The 21,488-nt window shown below is 39.3% G+C and carries 20 protein-coding genes; 6 read left to right on the plus strand and 14 right to left on the minus strand.

Annotated features, from left to right (window positions below):
• Window positions 1–95 precede the first annotated feature (95 nt).
• The 4 genes from radA to QNI15_RS10325 all read left to right on the plus strand — a co-directional run bounded on the left by radA (window position 96) and on the right by QNI15_RS10325 (window position 3,449).
• Entirely contained in the window at window positions 96–1,469 is a 1,374-nt protein-coding gene (radA, locus tag QNI15_RS10310) for a DNA repair protein RadA (RefSeq protein WP_314031665.1), read from the plus strand.
• An 82-nt stretch (window positions 1,470–1,551) separates the two neighbouring features.
• Window positions 1,552–2,280: a phosphodiester glycosidase family protein gene (locus QNI15_RS10315; RefSeq protein ID WP_314031667.1), complete on the plus strand. Its 729-nt coding sequence runs from the start codon at window positions 1,552–1,554 to the stop codon at window positions 2,278–2,280.
• Window positions 2,281–2,379: 99 nt separating this feature from the next.
• Window positions 2,380–2,793, plus strand: a complete 414-nt coding sequence (locus QNI15_RS10320; RefSeq protein ID WP_314031669.1) for a DUF4019 domain-containing protein — start codon at window positions 2,380–2,382, stop codon at window positions 2,791–2,793.
• A gap of 32 nt (window positions 2,794–2,825) precedes the next feature.
• Entirely contained in the window at window positions 2,826–3,449 is a 624-nt protein-coding gene (locus QNI15_RS10325; RefSeq protein ID WP_314031671.1) for a matrixin family metalloprotease, read from the plus strand.
• Between the two features lie 73 nt (window positions 3,450–3,522).
• On the opposite strand, the gene QNI15_RS10330 is transcribed toward QNI15_RS10325, so the two are convergent.
• From QNI15_RS10330 to QNI15_RS10395, 14 genes are all read right to left on the minus strand, one after another.
• Complete coding sequence (locus QNI15_RS10330) at window positions 3,523–4,914, minus strand: NADH-quinone oxidoreductase subunit N (RefSeq protein ID WP_314031672.1); 1,392 nt, start codon at window positions 4,912–4,914, stop codon at window positions 3,523–3,525.
• 92 nt (window positions 4,915–5,006) lie between these two features.
• Complete coding sequence (locus tag QNI15_RS10335; RefSeq protein ID WP_313997903.1) at window positions 5,007–6,461, minus strand: complex I subunit 4 family protein; 1,455 nt, start codon at window positions 6,459–6,461, stop codon at window positions 5,007–5,009.
• Between the two features lie 87 nt (window positions 6,462–6,548).
• Complete coding sequence (gene nuoL / locus QNI15_RS10340; RefSeq protein ID WP_314031674.1) at window positions 6,549–8,477, minus strand: NADH-quinone oxidoreductase subunit L; 1,929 nt, start codon at window positions 8,475–8,477, stop codon at window positions 6,549–6,551.
• 102 nt (window positions 8,478–8,579) lie between these two features.
• Complete coding sequence (gene nuoK, locus QNI15_RS10345; RefSeq protein ID WP_313997907.1) at window positions 8,580–8,906, minus strand: NADH-quinone oxidoreductase subunit NuoK; 327 nt, start codon at window positions 8,904–8,906, stop codon at window positions 8,580–8,582.
• A gap of 58 nt (window positions 8,907–8,964) precedes the next feature.
• Window positions 8,965–9,471 (minus strand): NADH-quinone oxidoreductase subunit J family protein, encoded by a 507-nt coding sequence (locus QNI15_RS10350; RefSeq protein WP_313987705.1) that lies wholly within the window; start codon window positions 9,469–9,471, stop codon window positions 8,965–8,967.
• A 196-nt stretch (window positions 9,472–9,667) separates the two neighbouring features.
• Complete coding sequence (locus QNI15_RS10355; protein WP_313987703.1) at window positions 9,668–10,204, minus strand: NuoI/complex I 23 kDa subunit family protein; 537 nt, start codon at window positions 10,202–10,204, stop codon at window positions 9,668–9,670.
• A 98-nt stretch (window positions 10,205–10,302) separates the two neighbouring features.
• Window positions 10,303–11,448, minus strand: coding sequence for an NADH-quinone oxidoreductase subunit NuoH (gene nuoH / locus QNI15_RS10360; protein ID WP_390902178.1), 1,146 nt, complete (start codon window positions 11,446–11,448; stop codon window positions 10,303–10,305).
• Window positions 11,449–11,514: 66 nt separating this feature from the next.
• Complete coding sequence (locus QNI15_RS10365; protein ID WP_313987697.1) at window positions 11,515–12,582, minus strand: 2Fe-2S iron-sulfur cluster-binding protein; 1,068 nt, start codon at window positions 12,580–12,582, stop codon at window positions 11,515–11,517.
• 116 nt (window positions 12,583–12,698) lie between these two features.
• A complete protein-coding gene (nuoF, locus tag QNI15_RS10370; RefSeq protein ID WP_313987694.1) occupies window positions 12,699–14,039 on the minus strand; it encodes an NADH-quinone oxidoreductase subunit NuoF in 1,341 nt (446 codons plus the stop codon).
• A 48-nt stretch (window positions 14,040–14,087) separates the two neighbouring features.
• On the minus strand, window positions 14,088–14,612 hold the full coding sequence (locus tag QNI15_RS10375; RefSeq protein ID WP_313987693.1) for an NADH-quinone oxidoreductase subunit NuoE family protein: 525 nt from the start codon (window positions 14,610–14,612) through the stop codon (window positions 14,088–14,090).
• Between the two features lie 34 nt (window positions 14,613–14,646).
• Window positions 14,647–15,900, minus strand: coding sequence for an NADH-quinone oxidoreductase subunit D (locus tag QNI15_RS10380; RefSeq protein WP_313997909.1), 1,254 nt, complete (start codon window positions 15,898–15,900; stop codon window positions 14,647–14,649).
• 65 nt (window positions 15,901–15,965) lie between these two features.
• Entirely contained in the window at window positions 15,966–16,463 is a 498-nt protein-coding gene (locus QNI15_RS10385; RefSeq protein WP_313987687.1) for an NADH-quinone oxidoreductase subunit C, read from the minus strand.
• A 109-nt stretch (window positions 16,464–16,572) separates the two neighbouring features.
• On the minus strand, window positions 16,573–17,115 hold the full coding sequence (locus QNI15_RS10390) for an NADH-quinone oxidoreductase subunit B (RefSeq protein ID WP_313987684.1): 543 nt from the start codon (window positions 17,113–17,115) through the stop codon (window positions 16,573–16,575).
• Between the two features lie 133 nt (window positions 17,116–17,248).
• Window positions 17,249–17,629, minus strand: a complete 381-nt coding sequence (locus QNI15_RS10395; protein WP_313997911.1) for an NADH-quinone oxidoreductase subunit A — start codon at window positions 17,627–17,629, stop codon at window positions 17,249–17,251.
• A 372-nt stretch (window positions 17,630–18,001) separates the two neighbouring features.
• Here QNI15_RS10395 and QNI15_RS10400 point away from each other — a divergent pair, with 372 nt between their 5' ends.
• Window positions 18,002–18,352, plus strand: coding sequence for a hypothetical protein (locus QNI15_RS10400; RefSeq protein WP_313997913.1), 351 nt, complete (start codon window positions 18,002–18,004; stop codon window positions 18,350–18,352).
• A gap of 160 nt (window positions 18,353–18,512) precedes the next feature.
• Entirely contained in the window at window positions 18,513–21,461 is a 2,949-nt protein-coding gene (secDF, locus tag QNI15_RS10405) for a protein translocase subunit SecDF (protein WP_313997915.1), read from the plus strand.
• Window positions 21,462–21,488 lie beyond the last annotated feature (27 nt).

The following is a 21,488-nucleotide window of genomic DNA, read 5'->3' on the forward strand; positions in this document are numbered from 1 at the left end:
AAATGAGTTAATCTTATCAGGTCAGGTAGAAGCATAGCATGACTTCTTGATTCTCGCTGTAAATTTAAAGTTAGCGTATTTTATAACAGATCACATTGGCAAAAGCACGTACCGTTTATTTCTGCCAGAATTGTGGCACGCAGTCGCCCAAATGGTTAGGAAGATGTCCATCCTGTGGGGAATGGAATACATTTGTTGAAGAAGTCGTTCAGAAAGAAGACAAGAATGAAAAGGGCTCCTGGCGTCCTCCTGGAAATACCAAGTTAGCACCTCGTCCACGTGCACTCACAGAAATTACGTATACAGAAGAGCATCGGACACTCACCAAAGATAAAGAACTCAATCGAGTACTGGGAGGAGGTATTGTTCCCGGATCTCTGGTTTTGATTGGTGGTGAGCCTGGTATCGGGAAATCCACCCTTATGCTTCAGATTGCTGTAAGCTTACCTATGCGTGTACTCTATGTATCTGGTGAGGAAAGTGAACAACAAATCAAGATGCGGGCAGAACGGCTAGGGAAAGTAGATCAAAACTGCTTTATTCTGACAGAGACCAATACTCAGAATATATTCAAGCAGATAGAAGAACTGGACCCTGAGGTATTGATTATTGACTCTATTCAAACGTTACAGTCTACCTATATTGAGTCAGCAGCCGGAAGTGTAAGTCAGGTTCGTGAATGTGCGGCAGAGTTGCTTAAATATGCTAAAGAAAGCGGAACACCTGTATTTATGATTGGCCATATCACTAAAGAGGGAACCTTAGCGGGGCCAAAGGTATTGGAGCATATGGTAGATACTGTGTTACAGTTTGAAGGAGACCGCCATCTGGCTTACCGCATCTTACGTACTACCAAAAACCGTTTTGGCAGTACTTCCGAACTGGGTATCTATGAGATGATAGGTAATGGATTGCGTGAAGTATCCAACCCTTCCGAAATCCTGATTTCTCAACGTGATGAAGAGTTAAGTGGTATTACTATTGGCGCTATGCTGGAAGGCAACAGACCCCTGTTGATTGAGATTCAGTCACTGGTGAGCCCTGCTACCTATGGAACGCCTCAACGCAGTAGTACAGGGTTTGATACCAAGCGTTTGCAGATGCTACTAGCCGTATTAGAAAAGAGGGGAGGATTTAAGTTAGGCACGCAAGACATATTTCTGAATATTGCTGGAGGCTTAAAAGTAGAAGATCCTGCTATCGATCTTGCTATATGTGCTTCTATTGTTTCCTCTTATGAAGATCTTACCCTCTCTCCCAAAATTTGTTTTGCAGCAGAAGTTGGGTTAGGGGGGGAGGTGCGGGCTGTTAACCGTATCGAAAATCGTATTGCAGAAGCTGCCAAGCTAGGCTTTCAGGAAATCTATATTTCCAAGTATAACCTGAAAGGTTTGAATCTTGAAAACTTCGATATTCATGTACATGCCGTCTCTCGCCTTGACGAATTGTTTCTTCGGTTATTTAAATAGACAGAAGCCGGTACCACTGCCGGCTTTTGTTTTTATTGTATTTTCTCGATCTTGGAAGAGTGACTTTATTAATATGAGTAGAATGAAGTTAAGATCAAGCATTTCACTAATTCTGGTATTACTTAGCCTTATCAATTGCACTGACAGCTCAGAGGCGCAGGTACGCATTGAAAAACGGAAGATTAAGAACGGTAATGTCTATACATTTTTCTATCCACAAAATTGTTCTATAGTATTAGCTACTCAACGACCTGATCCACAGAATAAAAAGTATGTCTTTAGTGTAGCTGCTGCCTATACGGATTTGCAAACCACTCAACCGTTGGATTTATTGGTTCATAATGGAAAAGTTCTTCAGACTAATGCCAGAGTGGGTTTTCTGGATGGAGTACTAACCTTTATAAACAACACAATTTCTATTTCGCATATTGCAAAAGGACAATCTCCTACTGCTGCACAAATTGAAGACGTAAGAGAGAGAAAGGGTACTCTTTTGTTGCAGGAGTTGTTAGTCTATGATGGTAAAAACCTAAAAGGAGGAGGAGGGAGTATATTTCAACGAAGGGCTTTGGTTGAATTAAAAGATCATCGTTTCGCTGTCATAGAGAGTATCTCAGACTATGTAACAATGAAGCAGTTTGGAGATGATCTGATCGAAATGGGGGCCTGGAAGGCTATTTATCTGGATATGGGTGATTGGGACGAAGGTTGGTACAAAACAAATGGCAAAGTAGTTAAGATTGGTAATAGACGATCACAAACTGCCAGACAATCTAATTGGCTGGTATTTGCCAAGCCAACATCCCAATAATGTGTTTCACCAAGGTTACCATTTCTTGTTTTTTCCATAAACCAAAGATGTTGTCGGTAAGACAATTCTTTACTTTTATTCATCTTAGCTTTTTAAACCATGAAAGTTACACACTTACTTACTTGCCTGTTTTTATGTATCACAAGTGTAGTATTAGCTCAGGACAAATCTGAAGCACTTGCTCAGAAGGTGGCTGATCCGTGGCTAGCCTTAGTCGACAAAGGGCAGTATGCTGAAACCTGGCAGCAAGCCTCTGCTGCATTTAAACAGCAACTTACATCTGATAAATGGAAAGAAGCATTGGTAAGTGCACGTACCCCGTTTGGGAAAGTTGTTAAGCGTACTTTAGGCTCTGCTCAATACACTACTTCATTACCTAATGCTCCGGCAGGAGAATATGTTGTATTGCAATACCAGTCAGCCTTTGAAAATAAGAGTTCCGCAACTGAAACCGTTTTTATGATGAAGGATGCAGATAAACAATGGCGTCCTGTAGGATACTTTATTAAATAATCTGTTTTGCCTGTAGCCCATTCTATTTCTTTATGAGATTTATTTATTGCCTTTTGGTTGTCATTTTATTGGCTTGTACGTCTGATCTCAATCCACAGACGGTAGTAGCTATTCAACCACTTGGTCAATACGATACAGAGCTAACTTCAATTATTGAAAAGGCTATTAAAAAATATTATGGAGTTAAGGTTACAGTGCTAAAGTCGAAGCCTATTCCCAAAAGTCACTTTGTCAATGTCAAATCTCCTCGGTACAGAGCTGATTCTATTATCCATTATCTAAAAGAAACAAGACCTGCTTCTGCAGATTATGTACTAGGATTTACGGATGTAGATGTCTCTGTCACTAAAATAGACGATTTTGGACGAATTAAAGAGCCTATAGAGCGTTACAAAGACTGGGGAGTAATGGGATTGGCTTATTTGTCTGGTCGTTCCTGTGTGGTGTCTACCTTTCGGGTAAGAAGCAATGAAAAGCTACTAAACGAACGTGTCACCAAAGTCACTCTCCACGAACTAGGACATATGCTGGGCTTACCACATTGTGACAATAAAAAGTGTTTTATGACGGACGCTGTGGAGTCTATTAAGACCATTGACAATACTAAACTTGATCTGTGTGAAGCCTGTAAAAAGAAAATTGGTATGCAGAAGTAGACAATGGATCAAAAAAGAAGGGTGTCTTTCTAAAGACACCCTTCTTTTTTGATATAAGTTATAAGAATAGCTCCTAGAACAAAGAAGTTAACAAATCAGGAGCCAATCCAAAAAGAATAGTTAACAATGTTGCCAGCATCAATACTGTACGGTAAATGCCAGGTATCACAACCTGAGTATCTGCATCTGTTTCTACCGCAGGACGCATATACATGGCAATGATAACACGGAAGTAGTAATAGAAACCTACAGCGGACATCAGGATTGCAACAACCATAATCCATACCATATCATTATCAGCTGCACTGGTAAACACAAAGAACTTACCAATAAATCCAGCTGTTAGAGGCATACCTGCCAGAGAGCACATGGCTACTGTATTTACAAAGGCCAGTAAAGGGGCTTTTTTACCCAAACCATTGAATGCTTCGTATTTATCATTAGCAGTTTGCTCTACAATAATCAGTACACCAAACGCGGTGATAGTAGACAAAGCATAAGCCAGTGAATAGAAAATGATTGCTTTCTGAGAATAGGCATTGAACGTAGTGACTGCCATTAACAGGTAACCAGCATGTGATATACTGGAATAGGCCAGCATTCGTTTGAAGCTTGTCTGGTATACAGCAGTGATATTACCAATGATTAATGTTGCAATAGTAGTAATTGCCAGACATACCCACCAGAATCCATACAGATCAGAGAATGATACAGAAAGAATCTTATACAAGGCTGCAAAGCCAGCTGTTTTTACAATAGTAGACATAAATGCTGTAAAAACACTGGGTGCACCATCGTATACATCTGGAGTCCAGAAGTGGAAAGGTGCAATAGACAGTTTAAATAAGATACCTATCAACATAATAGACAGACCCAGATAAAGCATAGGTGAAATATTGCCACTATGACGAACATAGTTCGCAATCATATGCAGGTCAAAACCACCTGTAGCACCATATACAAGAGCTACCCCAAACAATAAAATGCCTGTTGCAAAAGATCCCATTAGAAAATACTTTAGTGCGGCTTCACCCGAACGCAGATTATCTTTGTCGCTACCTGTAAGGATATACATAGAGATAGAAAGGATTTCCAGTCCTACAAACAGCATAATCAGGTTCTCATAGGAAGTCATCATCAGAGCTCCTACCAGTGAAAACAAAAGGATAGCATAGTATTCAGCTGGCTGAGCATTCTCCTGATTAGCATAGTAGCGGGATAAAGGCACAATAAATAAGGCTGCAAGCAATATAATTCCCGAAAAAGCAATCGAAACATTGTCTGTTGACAACATGGTAGGAAATGCACCTGCATAAGGGCTTATTCCATTTTTATCCAGCAATACACCTACAATCGCTGCCAGTATAAACAGAAGAGTTAATGGCATTAAGATCCAGCGGGATTTCAGAAATCCCAGAAAGAGTGTGACTATGCCAGAAATAGATAAAACAATAATTGGAAGCATTATCAATGATTGTGCTATGTTGTGGTTGAGCCGTAATAGGATTCAATCACACGGTTATTGGAATTCGTTTTGATTCAAAGTGATAGTTAAAACTATTTACCTGTGGCAAGTTGTAGTATTTGTATAACAGCCGGCTCAGTCAGTTTTAAGAAGCTTCCAGGAGCAACCCCCATCCAGAATACCAGTACTACCAGAGGAAGCAGTACAGCTGATTCGGTAAGTGTAATATCTGTTACTTTCTCAGTCCAATGATTTTGCTCACCAAACATAACTCCCTGAAACATTTTAAGCATATACACAGCTCCAAAGATAATAGTCAGACCTGCTATAGCTCCATACCAGTGATTGAACTCATATACGCCTGATAGAAGAAGAAACTCACCTACGAATCCGTTAGTAAGAGGCAATGCCACACTGCCCAGCATCAATATCATAAAGAAAACTGTCAGGACAGGCGTATTTTGTGTAATACCTCCCATTCTGTCAATATCACGTGTACGAAGACGGCGTTGAATAATCTCTGCTACGAAGAATAATCCCACTACGTTGATACCATGTGCCAGCATTTGAATAACTGCACCCTGCATACCTTTTAATGTGAGCGAAAACACCCCTGCTGCCATTAAGCCAACGTGCGCAAAAGAAGAGTAGGCTAATAGCTTTTTCAGGTCTTTTTGCTGAATGGCAATAATTGAACCGTAGATAATTCCAATAATAGAAAGAATAATGACTGTAGTACTCCATTGAGCTACACCTGCTGGTACGATAGGCAGTAACCACCGAATAACACCATAAATACCCATTTTTAACATAATCCCTGACAACAACATAGTAGCCGGTGTAGGAGATTCTGTATAGGTATCTGGTTGCCAGGTATGGAATGGGAAAATTGGCATTTTGATAGCAAATGCAATAAATAAAGCCCAGAATACCCAGCTTTGAGTATGAGAATCTAATGCTACTTTGTAAATGTCTGCAATAGCTGATGAATGGCTACCTGGTGTCTGCATATATAGGTATACCAATGCTACCAGCATAAAAAGGCTACCAAAAATGGTATAGATAAAGAACTTGAATGTGATAGCAATTCTTTTTTCTCCACCCCAGATTGCTGCCAGGAAATATACCGGAATAAGAGCCGCTTCCCAGAACAGATAGAATACAAAAGCATCCTGACTGGTAAATACACCTATCAGAGCTGCTTCCATAAGCAATATAAGTGCATAAAAAGCAGATGAGTGATTGTAGGAGTAGCCAAATGTTGAGAGAACAATCAATGGGGTAAGAATAGTGGTCAGCAATACCAGTAACATGCTAATACCATCCATGCCTCCGCTAAAATGAACGCCCATAGAGGCTATCCATGGATAGTCATAGGCAAACTGAGGCGTAACTATATCTGGAGAGAACTGGGTAATGGCAAATAGAGCCACTGCAAGTTCCGCGAGTGCTACTACAAAGGCTATCGTTTTTGTTATCTCCCCTTTGATAAATGGTAGTAACAAAGATGCAATTGCCGGAATTAAAATTAATGAAAGAGTAAGCATCAATAATCGTTTTGTGTTTACACTTTTAACGTAAACCGTTAAAAAATCGAATATTTTTAGTTTAAGTAAGCATTTATGGATTCAGTGTTATCTGAATAGAAAACCCCAGAAATTAACTAATAGAATCACTACAATACCTATAACCATAGCGAATACATAAAATCCTGTTGTTCCTGTCTGGAAACGGCGTGTCAGTGTACTTAATTGCTTAACTAATCTGCCAATTCCATCTACTAACAAATCAATTACATAAAACTCAAATACCTGGTAGAAGAAGTAGGATAAGGCTGATATAGGTTTTACAAACAGCATATCATAAATCTCATCCACATAGTACTTATTGTAAACGATTTTTTGTACTGCAGGAATAGGGTTTCCTTCTTCTACTGGAACTGTATTTTTAGCAACATACATCACGTAGGCAATAATCAATGAAAGTATTGCAACACCTACAGAAACACCCATTAGCATAAATTCTTCAGAGTGAGATAAGTGTGCATGATGGAAAGCTTCCGGACTAGCTTGTTTTGCATTAGCAAACAGGGGTTCCATGAAATTCGCCAGCCAAGCCTGTCCACCAAAAATTTCAGGGAAATTGATAAATCCACCAATAACAGATAACACTGCCAGAATCATTAATGGAAGAGTCATAGAGATTGGAGACTCATGCAGGTGTTCTCTTTGATAATCTGTTCCCCGGAACGTACCATGGAATGTCAGGAAGAACATCCGGAACATATAGAAAGAAGTCATTGCTGCACCTAATACGCCTAATCCCCACATAAGCGGGCTGTGCATATATACATTCATCAGGATCTCATCTTTAGAGAAGAACCCAGATAGTGGCAATACTGCTGTAATAGCAATAGTACCTAACAGGAAGGTAATCCATGTAATCCTCAGGCTTTTGCTCAATCCACCCATATGACGGATATCCTGTTCGTCACTCATAGCATGAATTACACTACCTGCACCCAGGAATAGCAAAGCTTTGAAGAAGGCGTGTGTAATAACATGGAACATAGATGCACTATAAGCCATTACACCCAAGCCCATAAACATATAACCTAACTGACTAACTGTAGAGTAAGCCAGTACTTTCTTAATATCATTCTGAAAGATACCAATTGATGCTGCTAATAAAGCTGTAGCTAATCCAATGATTCCAACCCATTCCAGTGTTGCTGGAGCTAATGTATAGAGGACATTGGAACGAATAACCATATAAATACCTGCTGTAACCATGGTTGCTGCGTGGATCAGTGCTGAAACAGGAGTAGGACCTGCCATGGCATCCGGCAACCAGGTGTACAATGGAATCTGAGCTGATTTACCCATGGCACCCACAAATAGAAATGCTGTAATCATTGTCAGAGTTACCGTATCTACAGAAGCTGCCTGACCAAAGATTTCACTGTATTCAACACTTCCAAAATGGGCAATAATAAGAAAGATACCTAACAAGAACCCAAGATCACCAATCCGGTTCATGACAAATGCCTTGCGGGCTGCATTTCCATAACTTTTGTTTTTGTTCCAGAATCCGATCAGCAAATAGGAACACAATCCTACACCCTCCCAGCCAAAGAACATAATCACGTAGTTGGAACCCATCACTAGCAAAAGCATCGAAAAGATAAACAGATTCAGGAAGGCAAAAAACTTTCCGAATCCTTCATCATGATGCATATATCCACTGGAATATAGATGAATCAATGTTCCTACTCCTGTTACAACCAATAACATCAATAGTGATAACTGATCAATCAGGAAGGAAAAAGAAATATGAAAGTCACCTACAGCCAGCCAGTTAAAAGCTGTCACCGTGATAGGTTGACTATTGTTGCTTAAGAAATAATTGAACGTATAAATAGATAAAAGGAACGATCCTAGTACCGTTGCTGTTCCAACAATACTGGCAAGTCCTTTGCTGATTCTTCGAAAACCTAATCCATTGATGATAAAACCTAGTAAAGGCAACAATGGGATAAGGAGTACAATAGTAGATATATTCATAAGTTAATGTGCTGATAAGGCACAGTACAGATCAATATGCTTGAATAAATTCGAATGAGATGTCAAAGAATGGTTGCTCTTTTTCAGAATATAGAAAGAACATTACCACTTTAATTTGTTTAGGATACCAACGTCCACGCTTTTCAGATTTCTATAAAGCATTACAATAATAGCCAGGCCAACAGAAACCTCTGCCGCAGCTACTACCATAATGAAAAATACGAATATCTGTCCTTGTGGATCTGAACGATATGCTGAAAATGAAGTGAACAACAGGTTTACTGCATTGAGCATAAGTTCAACGCACATCAATACAATCAGGGCATTCCGGCGTATCAGTACACCCACCACTCCAATACAAAAGAGAAAAGTAGCAAAGAAGATATACCAGTTTAGCGGAACGGTTTTAATAACATCAGGTACTTCCATTTATCTAAAGTAATTAATGACAGAAAGAAAGATCTAATTTTGGAAAGTATGTATACTATTAGATTGTAGGCTCACCCGGATCACGTTTACCTAACATAATGGCACCAACCATAGCAACTAGAAATAGAACAGAAGCCAACTCAAAAGGTAATAGGAAATCGCTGAATAATACTTTACCCAGGTTTTCTACCAGACCAATCTGAGAATCAACTTCAGAACCAGGTTGGATATCTGCTTTTAATAAAGCACCTAATAGTACAGCAAGTAATATCAGTCCCGATATTACTGCAGCAAACTTAACGGCAATAGGTTTCTGAACTTCGGTTTCCCTTCGCAGATTAAGAAACATAATCACGAAGAGAAATAATACCATAATAGCACCTGCATAGACAATGATGTTCACTACTGCCAGGAACTGCGCATTTAGCAACAGGTAATGTCCTGATAATGCAAAGAATGTAATAATCAGATAGAGAACACTATGTATAGGATTGCGGGAAAATACAACCATACAGGCACTGATAATTGCAAGAAAAGTTAAGAACCAGAATACGTTTTGTATCATAGAATAAGAAGTCAGAATTCAGAAGACTGTTGTCAGAACCTGTTACAGGCAAATAAACTGCTGTAGAGAAGTTGCTCAACTTCGTAAATGAAAGTAGGCTGCTGTTTACAACCCGCGCAAAAATAATAGGTTTTTTCAAATAGAAACCGCACTGTTAAGAAAACCAGTGCGGTATAAGAAAGTTTTACGTAAGTTTTCAACTTTTTACGCCAGTATATTTCTGAATACCGGTTGTTGCCCGATCATCCATCTTCTCTACCAGTCGGTCTTTTCCAAAAATTACTTGCTCACGGTCAACAAAGGCAGGGGCTATTTTATCAGGTTGCAGAAAGATAGCAGCTTTGGGACAAGCTTCTTCACACAAACCACAGAATATACAACGAAGCATATTGATCTCATATACAGCTGCATATTTCTCTTCTCTGTATAGTTTTTCCTCTCCGGGTTTCCGCTCTGCTGCTGTCATGGATATAGCTTCCGCTGGACATGCAACTGCACATAATCCACAAGCTGTACAACGTTCACGGCCTTGTTCGTCTCTTTTCAGTACGTGTAAACCCCGGAAAATAGAACTGAATGGACGCTGTTCTTCCGGATAATTGATGGTAGCCTTCTTCTTAAAAAAGTGCTTTATCGTAATACCCAGACCTGTAGCAATAGCAGGAATATACAATCGCTCTGCTACTGTCATTGGGCTATTATCAATTTGTTTTGCTCTATTGGTTAACTTCATATCATATGCTAGTTTAACAATTACAGATAAGCTATTTCTGTAACTGAAAGAATTTATAACATTCTATTATCTGGTATATGCCAGGTTATATCTTGTATTTAAGCTCTTTGAGCCCGTAATTCTTTTTTCTGAGATACAGATGCCTGTAGTACTGCAATGCCTATTACTATTAGTACTGCCACCCATGATAGCCATCTCATTTCCAGCAAAATTCCAGCGCCTGTAAGGATTACATTCAGAATAGCTGCAGGAATTAAGCCTTTCCAACCCAGGTTCATCAACTGATCATAACGGAAACGAGGTAATGTCCAGCGTACCCACATAAAGAAGAATATTCCGAAGAGGATTTTTGCGAACATTACAGCAATGCCAATACCTGTAGCAATATTGTGTCCTGTAGCTTCACCCAATGACTTGATTAATTCATTTTGTACTGCATCCATTCCTGGGTAATTAAATCCTCCAAAGAACAGACAGGCTGTAACTGCTGAAGAAGCAAACATGTTTATATATTCTGCAAACAGGTAGAAACCTAATTTCATACTACTATACTCTGTATGGTATCCACCAATCAATTCTGTTTCGCATTCAGGTAAGTCAAATGGCGTACGGTTGCATTCTGCAAAAGCACAAGTAAGGAAAATGATAAATCCCAGAGGTTGATACAATATATTCCAGTTACCACCATGTTGTCCTTCTACAATAGTACGTAAGGACAGAGATCCACTCATTAATATGATAGCAATAATGGAAAGACCCATTGCTAATTCGTAGCTAATGTTTTGAGACGCTGCACGAACCGCACCTAACAGCGAAAACTTGTTGTTAGATGCCCATCCGCCAATCATCAATCCATATACACCCAGTGATACAACACCGAATACATACAGAATACCAATGTTGACTTCGATAGCCTGTACAAGTACCATATTCTCTCCTACAATGAAGCTATCACCAAATGGTATCACGGCACTAGCCATACAGGCTGTTAGCATTGCCAGTGATGGACCAAAGATGAATAACCATTTATTCGCATGTGCAGGAATAAAGTCTTCTTTAAAAAACATTTTACCTGCATCAGCTAGGGGTTGCATCAAACCACCCCAACCAGCCCGGTTAGGGCCCAATCTGTCTTGTATAAATCCAGCTACCTTACGTTCTGCCCAGGTAGAATAGGTTGCAATAAGCAACGTAATTCCAAAAATGGACAATATAATAAGCGCATTAACTATAAGAGGATCCATTTCTATATAATTCAGAAGTGAGATTAAAATGAAAACTGAGGAATTCCATTCAGAATCCTCAAGATATTATTTGCTATCAGGTCTTACTACAATTCCTACAGGCTTCTTTTCTCCTTCTGGCAATTGCACAGGTAGATCATCAATTTGTTTGTATTGCTGAGCTGCTTGTTTGAAACCAAACTCAGGAATAGCTTTTTTCTCATAGTGATTTGCTGAAATCACAGAGTGATGACTTACTTTTGCCGGACCTTCAATAACCCAGTCACTGGTTTTCTTTTTGTCAAAGCGGCAGGTATTGCATATAAATTCTGTAACCTCACCCCACTCGTTTTTACGGCCTGTCACCCGCAACACGTCTTCTCCTTTATACCATAACGTTACTTTGCCACTGCATTTCTCATGTTCACAATCCCGATGAGCTGTTACAGGTTTAGTAAACCAAACACGTTGCTTAAATCGGAATGTTTTATCTGTCAGTGCTCCAACCGGACATACATCAATCATGTTTCCGGAGAAATCATTATCAATAGCTTTACTAATGTATGTACTGATCTCTGCATGATCCCCACGATTCAATACGCCATGTACACGTTTGTTGGTAAGCTGCTCAGCTGTAAATACGCAACGATAGCATAAGATACAGCGGTTCATATGTAGTTGAATATAAGGTCCTATGTCTTCCCGTTCAAATGTACGGCGCTCTTCCTCATAGCGTTGAGTTCCACGACCATGTTCAAAGGCAAAGTCCTGGAGATGACACTCTCCTGCCTGATCACATATTGGACAATCAAGAGGGTGATTAATTAGCAAAAACTCAACTACACCTTTACGAGTTTCCAGTACTTGTTCATTTACCGTATTTTCTACAATCATACCATCCTGGACTGTTGTAATGCAAGAAGGTACCAGTTTAGGCATAGGGCGAGGATCTTTTGCCGAACCTGCGGTTACTTTCACCAGACATGCCCGACACTTTCCTCCTGTTCCTTTCAATGATGTATAATAGCACATTGCAGGAGGAGCTACATGACTTCCAATCTGACGGGCAGCTTGTAAGATCGTAGTTCCTGGTGCTACCTCGACCTCAATATTGTCGATGGTTACTTTGAATAACTGAGGGGCGGTATTTTCCATTGTTTAATTCCTCTTCAGAAATAGTTTCTTCTAAATCAAAAACTTGATAATACAGACATCCTAACCAAGGATAGTATGTCTGAATACTATATTATAGGTACTTTCTTACTAATCTATTAGGCAAACACAGCTTCTTTACGGTATACTGCACCTTTACGGGTCGCTTCTGATGGATTTTTGATATGCCATTCAAATTCATCTCTGAAGTGACGAATAGCAGATCCTACTGGCCAAGCTGCTGCATCTCCCAAAGGACAAATTGTGTTTCCTTCAATCTTTTTCGCTACATCCACCAGCAAATCAATATCATGCATATGTCCATGACCATGCTCAATTCTGTGTAGTACTTTTTCCATCCAGCCTGTACCTTCACGACAAGGGCTACATTGTCCACACGATTCATGGTGATAGAATCGTGTAAAGTTCCAGGTATTACGCACAATACACTGATCTTCATCGAATACAATGAATCCTCCAGAACCAAGCATAGTACCAGTTGCAAAACCACCATCTGATAACGATTCATAACTCATCAGACGAGATTCTCCATTCGCAGTTTTGGTAATGAGGTTGGCTGGCAGAATAGGTACTGACGAACCTCCAGCTACCAATGCCTTCAGTTTCTTACCATTTGCAATACCACCACAATATTGGTCAGAGTACAAGAATTCTTCGACAGATAAGCCTAGTTCAATCTCATAAACTCCCGGGTTATTGATATTACCACATGCTGAAATAAGTTTTGTCCCAGTACTCTTGCCTATACCAATCTTAGCATATTCATCCCCTCCATTGTTAATAATCCAGCTTGTTGCTGCAATAGATTCAACGTTATTTACCACTGTTGGACAGGCATATAGCCCAGAAACAGCAGGAAAAGGCGGTTTGTTACGAGGGTTTCCACGCTTGCCTTCCAGACTTTCCAGTAAGGCTGTTTCTTCTCCACAGATATAGGCACCTCCTCCCGGATGTACATACAGATCGAGGTTATATCCGGAGCCCAGAATGTTTTTTCCCAGTAATCCTTTAGCATAGGCTTCTGCGATAGCTTTTTCCAGAATACGAATGACAAACATCATCTCTCCCCGCACATATATATAGGAAGTATTGGCACCCAGTGCAAAGCTGGATACAATCATTCCTTCAATAAGTGTATGTGGGCTATGCATCATTAAATAACGGTCCTTGAACGTACCGGGCTCTGATTCATCTGCATTACATACCAGATAACGAGGTTTGCCTTCAGGTTTGGCCAGGAATGACCATTTCATACCTGTAGGGAAACCAGCTCCTCCACGTCCACGAAGGCCAGACTTCTTCACTTCTTCTACTATTGCATCAGGTGACATACTGGTCAATGCTTTTTTTACTGCCGTATATCCACCATATTTCATATATGCGTCAATTGGCTTTAGATCTTCTTTGCCAATATGTTCGGTTAGAATTTTAATACCCATGGTCGTTTATATTTATTTCAATAGAAAAAATGAAAGCCTGTAAGGTAATTATACCCATTCTGTCGCAATCAGATTATCTATTTTTTCCGGAGTCAGATTTTCGTAGTAGATATAGTTTCCGTCTTCTTTTTTCAAACGTACCTGTAATACAGGAGCAAATCCACATGCTGCCAGACATTCAACTGTTTTTAGCGTAAACAATCCATCTGTAGTGGTGCCACCTACTTTTGTACCCAGCTTATTTTCCAGATAGTCAATGATGTTTTCTGCACCTCGTAAACAGCAAGGACCTGTGCGGCATACCTCCAGAACATATTTCCCAACAGGTTCAATCTGAAACATAGTATAGAAAGTAGCTACTTCATATACCTCAATGGGTTGAATACTAAGCAAACCCGCTACATAATCCATTACAGGAGCACTTAACCAATTCCACTCGTTTTGTGCAAGGTGCAAAACAGGCAGCAATGCCGATTTTTGGCGACCTTCCGGGTAACGGGCAATGATTTCTTGGGCTTTTTTCAGGGTTTCCGGTGAGAATTCTACTTTTTCCGGTGTGTTTACCTCTGTCATATCTCTGTTTTTAACTGAATTTTTATACTATATTTTATGCATCGAGTTCTCCTGCAATTACATTCAGGCTACTCATAATCACAATAGCGTCAGATAAGGTTGTACCTACACACATTTCCGGATACGCCTGATAGTAGATGAAAGAAGGTCTGCGAAAATGTAAACGATATGGTGCACGCCCGCCATCACTGACCAGATAAAAACCAAGTTCTCCATTTCCACCCTCTACAGAATGATATACCTCTCCAACAGGTGCTTCTATCTCACCCATGATAATCTTGAAATGATAGATAAGGGCTTCCATGCTCCGGTATACTTCTTTCTTTGCAGGAAGATAATATTCCGGGGCATCTGCAAAATATCGGCCTTCCGGCAGCTTATCTATTGCCTGCTGGATAATACGCAGACTTTGCCAGATCTCCTCATTGCGTACCATAAACCGGTCATATGTATCACCAGTAGTACCTACAGGTATATCAAATTCAAAATCTTCATAAGATGAGTATGGGTTCATAACCCGTACATCATAATCAACCCCTGCTGCACGTAAGTTCGGACCTGTAAAACCATAATTTAAGGCTCTTTCAGGTGTTAGTGGACCTACCCCTTCGGTACGATCTCTGAAGATTCTGTTCTTATTGAACATTTTTTCAAATTCCTTCATAACTGGAGGGAACTCCTCTACCCATTTCTTCAACTTTGCAAGAGCTGTGTCGCTTAGATCACGTTCCATTCCTCCAATACGTCCCATATTAGTTGTCAGACGAGCTCCACAAATTTCTTCATAGATTTCATAAATTTTTTCACGTTCCTGGAAGAAATAAAGAAATCCTGTATAGGCTCCTGAGTCCACACCTAGAATAGAATTACAAATCAGGTGATCTGCAATCCGAGCTAGTTCCATGGCTATTACGCGAATATATTGTGCTCGTTTAGGCACCGTAATTCCCAGAAGTTTCTCTACTGTCATATGCCATCCCATATTATTAATAGGAGAGGAGCAGTAGTTCATCCTGTCAGTTAGAGTTGTCAGTTGATAAAAAGGGCGGTGTTCTGCAATTTTTTCAAAAGCTCTGTGTATATAGCCGATAGTAGGTACACCTGACACAATTTTTTCTCCATCCATTGTCAGTACATTCTGGAAGATTCCGTGTGTAGCTGGATGGGTTGGCCCCAGGTTTAGTGTCGTCAATTCATTGACATACTTCGGAGTTTCGGGGTTTTGCTGTAATAAAGGCTGATTTTCAGGTGCCTGTATTTGATTCCCTGTAACTTGTATTTGAGACATCTTTTCTGCAATTAAGTTTTTAATGATTGATTGTACTTGTTTGGCAATATATCAATCATGGAATCCTATCTTCCAAAATGGAAATCCTGTTTGTCACGACGGGTTTGATCTTCCAGCGGATATTCTTTTCGCATTGGAAAGTAATCCATTTCGTCTACATTCAGGATTCGTTTCAGATTAGGATGGCCTTTGAAAATAATTCCGAAGAAATCATATGTTTCACGTTCCATCCAGTTTGCTGTAGCATACAAGCCTGTTGCTGTTGGAATTTCAGGATCTGTGAGAGGAAAGAATACTTTAATGCGGATGCGGATATTGTTTATCAGGCTGTGTACGTGATAAATAACGCCCAATTCATTCCCAATATTGTCCGGATAATGAATACCACAAAGATCAGTCAGAAACTGAATTTGCAATGTCTTATGATTATATAAATACTGGAGCAGGTCTATGATATTTTCACGTTTGGTTGTCAATGTAAGCAAACCATACGGCTCGTGAATATCAAAGATGCTATCGCCATAGCGTCCAGTTAAATCTTCTATAATTTCCTGATGGGTCATTTCAATTTTCGATTTGGTTTTCTTCCTGTTCTGCAGGAAACCCTGCCTGAAAACAGTATTATTTAAAAAGCCAAAACCCTGGCCTGAGTTTTTAGGCTCAAGTCAGGATTTATTTGATGTTGTAAGACGATAATAAGAGTTGGTATTCTTCACTGTTGCGGCGGCGTAAGGATTCATTCCTTGCCAGTTCCTGAATTTGCATTAAGCCTTCCAGTATTTGTTCTGGCCGAGGTGGACAACCAGGTACGTATACATCTACAGGAACTACGCGATCAATACCTTGAAGTACACTATAGGTATCAAAAATCCCTCCACTGGATGCACAAGCACCTACTGCTATTACCCAACGCGGCTCTGCCATCTGTTCATATACCTGTTTTACTATAGGTCCCATCTTCTTGGCGATAGTTCCCATTACCATCAAAAGATCAGCTTGACGGGGAGAGAAGCTGGGACGTTCAGACCCAAAACGGGAAATATCATAATGCGAACCCATTGTCGCCATAAATTCAATACCACAGCACGAAGTAGCGAAAGGCAACGGCCAAAGTGAATTTGCACGTGCCATTCCAATTACTTTGTCAAACGAGGTTGCAAAGAAGCCTGCACCACTATGCCCCTCCGGAGCTTCAACCATTTTTATATCGCTCATATCCGATTAATGCAGTTTACACTTATTTTATAGAGTAAGAAACATACTTTTAAGGACTATCTCAATACTTGTCTGAAAAGTAGTACTTTATTCAATTATAACTATATAGAATAGTAATTTAGAAACCTTATTTTTATTGTTCCCACTTTAAGACTCCTTTTTTTATTACATAGTAGAAGCCTATTAAAAGTAAGCCCATAAACAGGAGCATCTCCCAATAACCTGCCCAACCTAATTTTTCTTTCCCGAAATTTACTGCCCATGGATACATAAATATGATCTCAACATCAAACAAGACAAATAAAATTGCTGTAAGAAAATACTTGATAGAAATAGGTGCACGGGCATCTCCCTGTGATTCAATACCACATTCCCATGTGTCATCTTTAACCTTACTACGGCGATTTGGACCTAAGAGGTGTGTGGCAATCATAGTTACCACTACAAAACCAATAGCTGCTCCTAACTGGATCAGTATTGGCAAATAATCAGAAGGCAAATAGGTATGATTCATGATATGAATTTTTTCTGAAAATTTAAATGAAAAGATGCTTTGACATAGTACAATTCCAATAGGATAGGAAAGTATAGAAGAGTAATCGGAATTGTAAAGCTATTTCAGATGCAAATATAATAGCAAAAGTAAATCTTTAAGGATATTGTGTCTTTAAAATACAATAAAATCTTACTCTTGCATGGTTAGAACTCTATGAATAGTCCTATCGGGGAAAAATATAAGCATAAAAACGCCTTTCTAGAAGAAATAGGTGTTGTCAATTCCCAAAATAATATTTAGTTTTGCAACCCTATTATAAAATAATGACTTACCTTCTGATAACTTTTTATTGAAAATAAAAGTTCGAACAAGAAGATAATCAACAAAAAGATGACTTTTACCTGTAAAATTGGGCGTACAGCTTTTATCTTGTGTTTGATGCTGTTATTTATAGCATCAAGCTCTGTATCCCTTTGGGCAGGAACAGAATCTGTCAAAGTAAACAAGGTCACAACACCTAAAAAGTCAGCAGAGGATTCAGGTCCTGTTATTAAAAAAACAGATGAAGCTGTTGTCCCTGTTTTTACTGTAAAATTATACCAACAGGCTTTCATTATTTTTGAGAGATTTTCCTATATAATCTCAAATGAGAGACCCCGTCATCCCAATACATATCCGATCTTTCGATCAACCTTCTTTGCCAATATCTTCTCCAATACCATTGCTATCAATGCCCCCTGAGTTTTAAGGGGATCTGTGTTTTCAAACCATACATTTTTGTTCAAATTGATTCCAGTTGTGAATTGCTGGAATGCTATGGTTTCAAAGGCCGATTGTGTCTTTGGGTTATTCCTATATCTATTTATTCTTTAAAAATTTATTACTAATTCATACTTTCTTTATGCAAAATAGAGGTCTCATTATTTTCTTAACCATAGCCTTTTCGGTTGTGAGTTTGTATTACCTGTCCTTTACCTTTGTCTCGCGTCAGATAGAGCAGAAAGCAGTAGATTTTGCTACTGTAAATGGAAAGGTAAATGTTTCACGTAAGCAGGCTTATCTGGATTCTATCTGGAATGAAAAGGTTTTTCTCTGGTCTACCTACAAAGAAGTGAAAGAACAGGAGGTAAAACTAGGTTTAGATTTGAAAGGTGGTATGCACGTAACTATGGAAGTGTCTGCTGCTGAAGTAGTCCGTATCCTAGCTGGTAACTCACCTGATCCAAACTTTCAAAAAGCACTGGAATTGGCTCAGAAAGAGCAAATGACTAAACAAGGTAATTTTGTAGATTTCTTCTATGATAATTTCAAGAAGCTATCTCCTAATACACAGTTAGCATCATTCTTTGCAAACAGTTCTAACCAGAGCTCTATTAAATTTAATTCTTCAGATAGAGATGTTGTTAACTATGTAAAGGGCGAACTGGAGAAGACTATTGATTTGTCTTTTGAAGTACTACGTCGTCGGATTGATGCATATGGTGCTGTTCAGCCTAACATTCAGCGTTTACAAGGTACTAATCGCATTCAGATTGAACTTCCTGGAGTTGATGATCCTAAACGTGTACGTAAATTATTACAAGGAGTAGCTAAACTAGAGTTCTATCAGGTATGGGATATGCAGGATTTCTATCCATACTTTATTCAATTGAATGATTATCTGGTAAAACAGGAGAACGCTAAGAAAGATCTTCAAAAGTCTGATAGCGTATTGGCAAAGCTGGATGCAAAAACAAATCCTGGCAAAACAGATACTACTGGTAACGCACTGGCAGACCAATTAGCCAAGGGCAAGGGGGGGGATTCTGCACAGGCTGCTTCCAAAGCAAATGAGAGTTCTACACTAACCAAATTATTTACTATTACACAAGGTGGTTTACTTGTGAATGTAAAAGATACTGTAAAAGTAAATGCATTGTTATCTCGTCCGGAAGTACGTACTATATTTCCTCAGAACCTTTCGTTTATGTATGATAGCAAACCTGCTGAAGCAGATGCTAAGGGTACACAGTTGATTGCTTTGAACATCATTAAAAAAGGTCGTAATCAAGGCGCATTATTAGGTGGAGAAGTTATTACTGCTGCCCGTCCTAATATTGATCCTGTAACAGGAAGGCCAGAAGTATCTATGCAAATGAATGCATCTGGTGCAAAAAGCTGGGCTCGTATTACAGGGCAGAATGTAGGAAAAGCTATTGCAATTGTTCTTGATAATGTGGTTTATTCAGCTCCAAGAGTACAAGGGGAAATTCCTGGAGGAAGTTCTTCCATCTCAGGTAACTTTACCATAGAAGAAGCAAAAGACTTAGCAAACATATTGGTAGCTGGTAAAATGCCAGTACCTACACGTATTGTAGAAGAAGAAGTGGTTGGACCAACTCTGGGACAGGAAGCTATTAATAAAGGGATGCTCTCTATATTTGGTGGCCTTTTGGTTATCATCCTGTTTATGGTTGGCTATTATAGTTCTTCAGGTTGGGTAGCTAACATTGCCGTTTTCCTGAACATCTTAATGATCTTAGGTGTATTAGTACAGTTTGATGCGGTATTGACCTTACCTGGTATTGCCGGTATTGTATTGACAATTGGTATGGCGGTGGATGCAAACGTATTGATCAATGAACGTGTGAAAGATGAATTACGCGCTGGACAGCCATTATTAGCCGCTACAACTGAAGGTTATCGTGCTGCTTCTGTTTCCATTCTTGATGCAAACATTACTACCTTACTGGCCGGTTTTGTGTTGTTATGGTTTGGGGTTGGTCCTGTTAAAGGTTTCGCCTTTACACTGGTGGCTGGTATCTTCACTTCCTTGTTTACATCTGTTCTCGTTACACGCCTAATAATTGATAGTCGTTTACGGAAAGGAAAATCATTTAACTTCTTTACTGGTTTCTCTAAGAACTTGTTCAAGAATGTTAACTATGATTTTGTTTCCAAACGTAAAATTGCTTACATAGTTTCTGCTGTTATTATTGGAGCAGGTATTGTTTCCATGTTTGTACGTGGATTTGATTATGGTGTTGATTTTAAAGGTGGCTGGACATATGTAGTACAGTTTGATAAAGCTGTAACTAGTAGTGAAGTTGATAACTTATTGGAATCTGTATTGCCAAATGCACAAACAGAAGTGAAAGCCTATGGTGGGACTAACTCTCTACAAATAACAACTACTTATTTGATTGAAGACCCTTCAGAAAATGCGGCAGACAAAGTAGAAGCAACAGTGAAGCAAGGATTAGACAAACTGAATGGTAAGTATACTATTTTAAGTACGGCAAAGGTTGGACCTACTGTAGCCACCGATATTAAGCAATCTTCTATCTACTCCATTATTATTGCGATGGGAGCAATCTTTGCTTATATCTGGATTCGATTCCGTAAATGGCAATATGCAATGGGTGCTACAATTGCGTTGGTTCACGATACATTGATCATTCTGACTGTATATACTTTGTTTAAAGGAATTCTTCCTTTTTCACTGGATATTGACCAGAACTTTATTGCTGCTGTATTAACGATTGTTGGTTTCTCTGTGAACGATACTGTTGTTGTTTTTGACCGGGTTCGTGAAACGTTTGAACACAATAAAGGCGAGTCTCCTGCCAAAGTAGTAAATCAGGCTTTAAATGAGACCTTCTCCCGTACAGTAATTACCTCAGTAACTGTAGTTGTAGTGGTAATCATTCTGTTACTATTTGGTGGTGAAACAATTCGTGGATTGTCATTCGCTCTATTAATTGGTGTAATTACAGGTTTCTATTCTACTATCTATATCGCTTTACCATTTGTGGTAGATGCGTACCGTGATAATAAGGATACTAAAGAAAAAGAATTGCTTGTTAAATAATTCTCTGTGCTTATTGAAACAACAAAT

It is taken from the genome of Xanthocytophaga flava (genome assembly GCF_030068545.1).
Lineage (GTDB): Bacteria > Bacteroidota > Bacteroidia > Cytophagales > 172606-1 > Xanthocytophaga > Xanthocytophaga flava.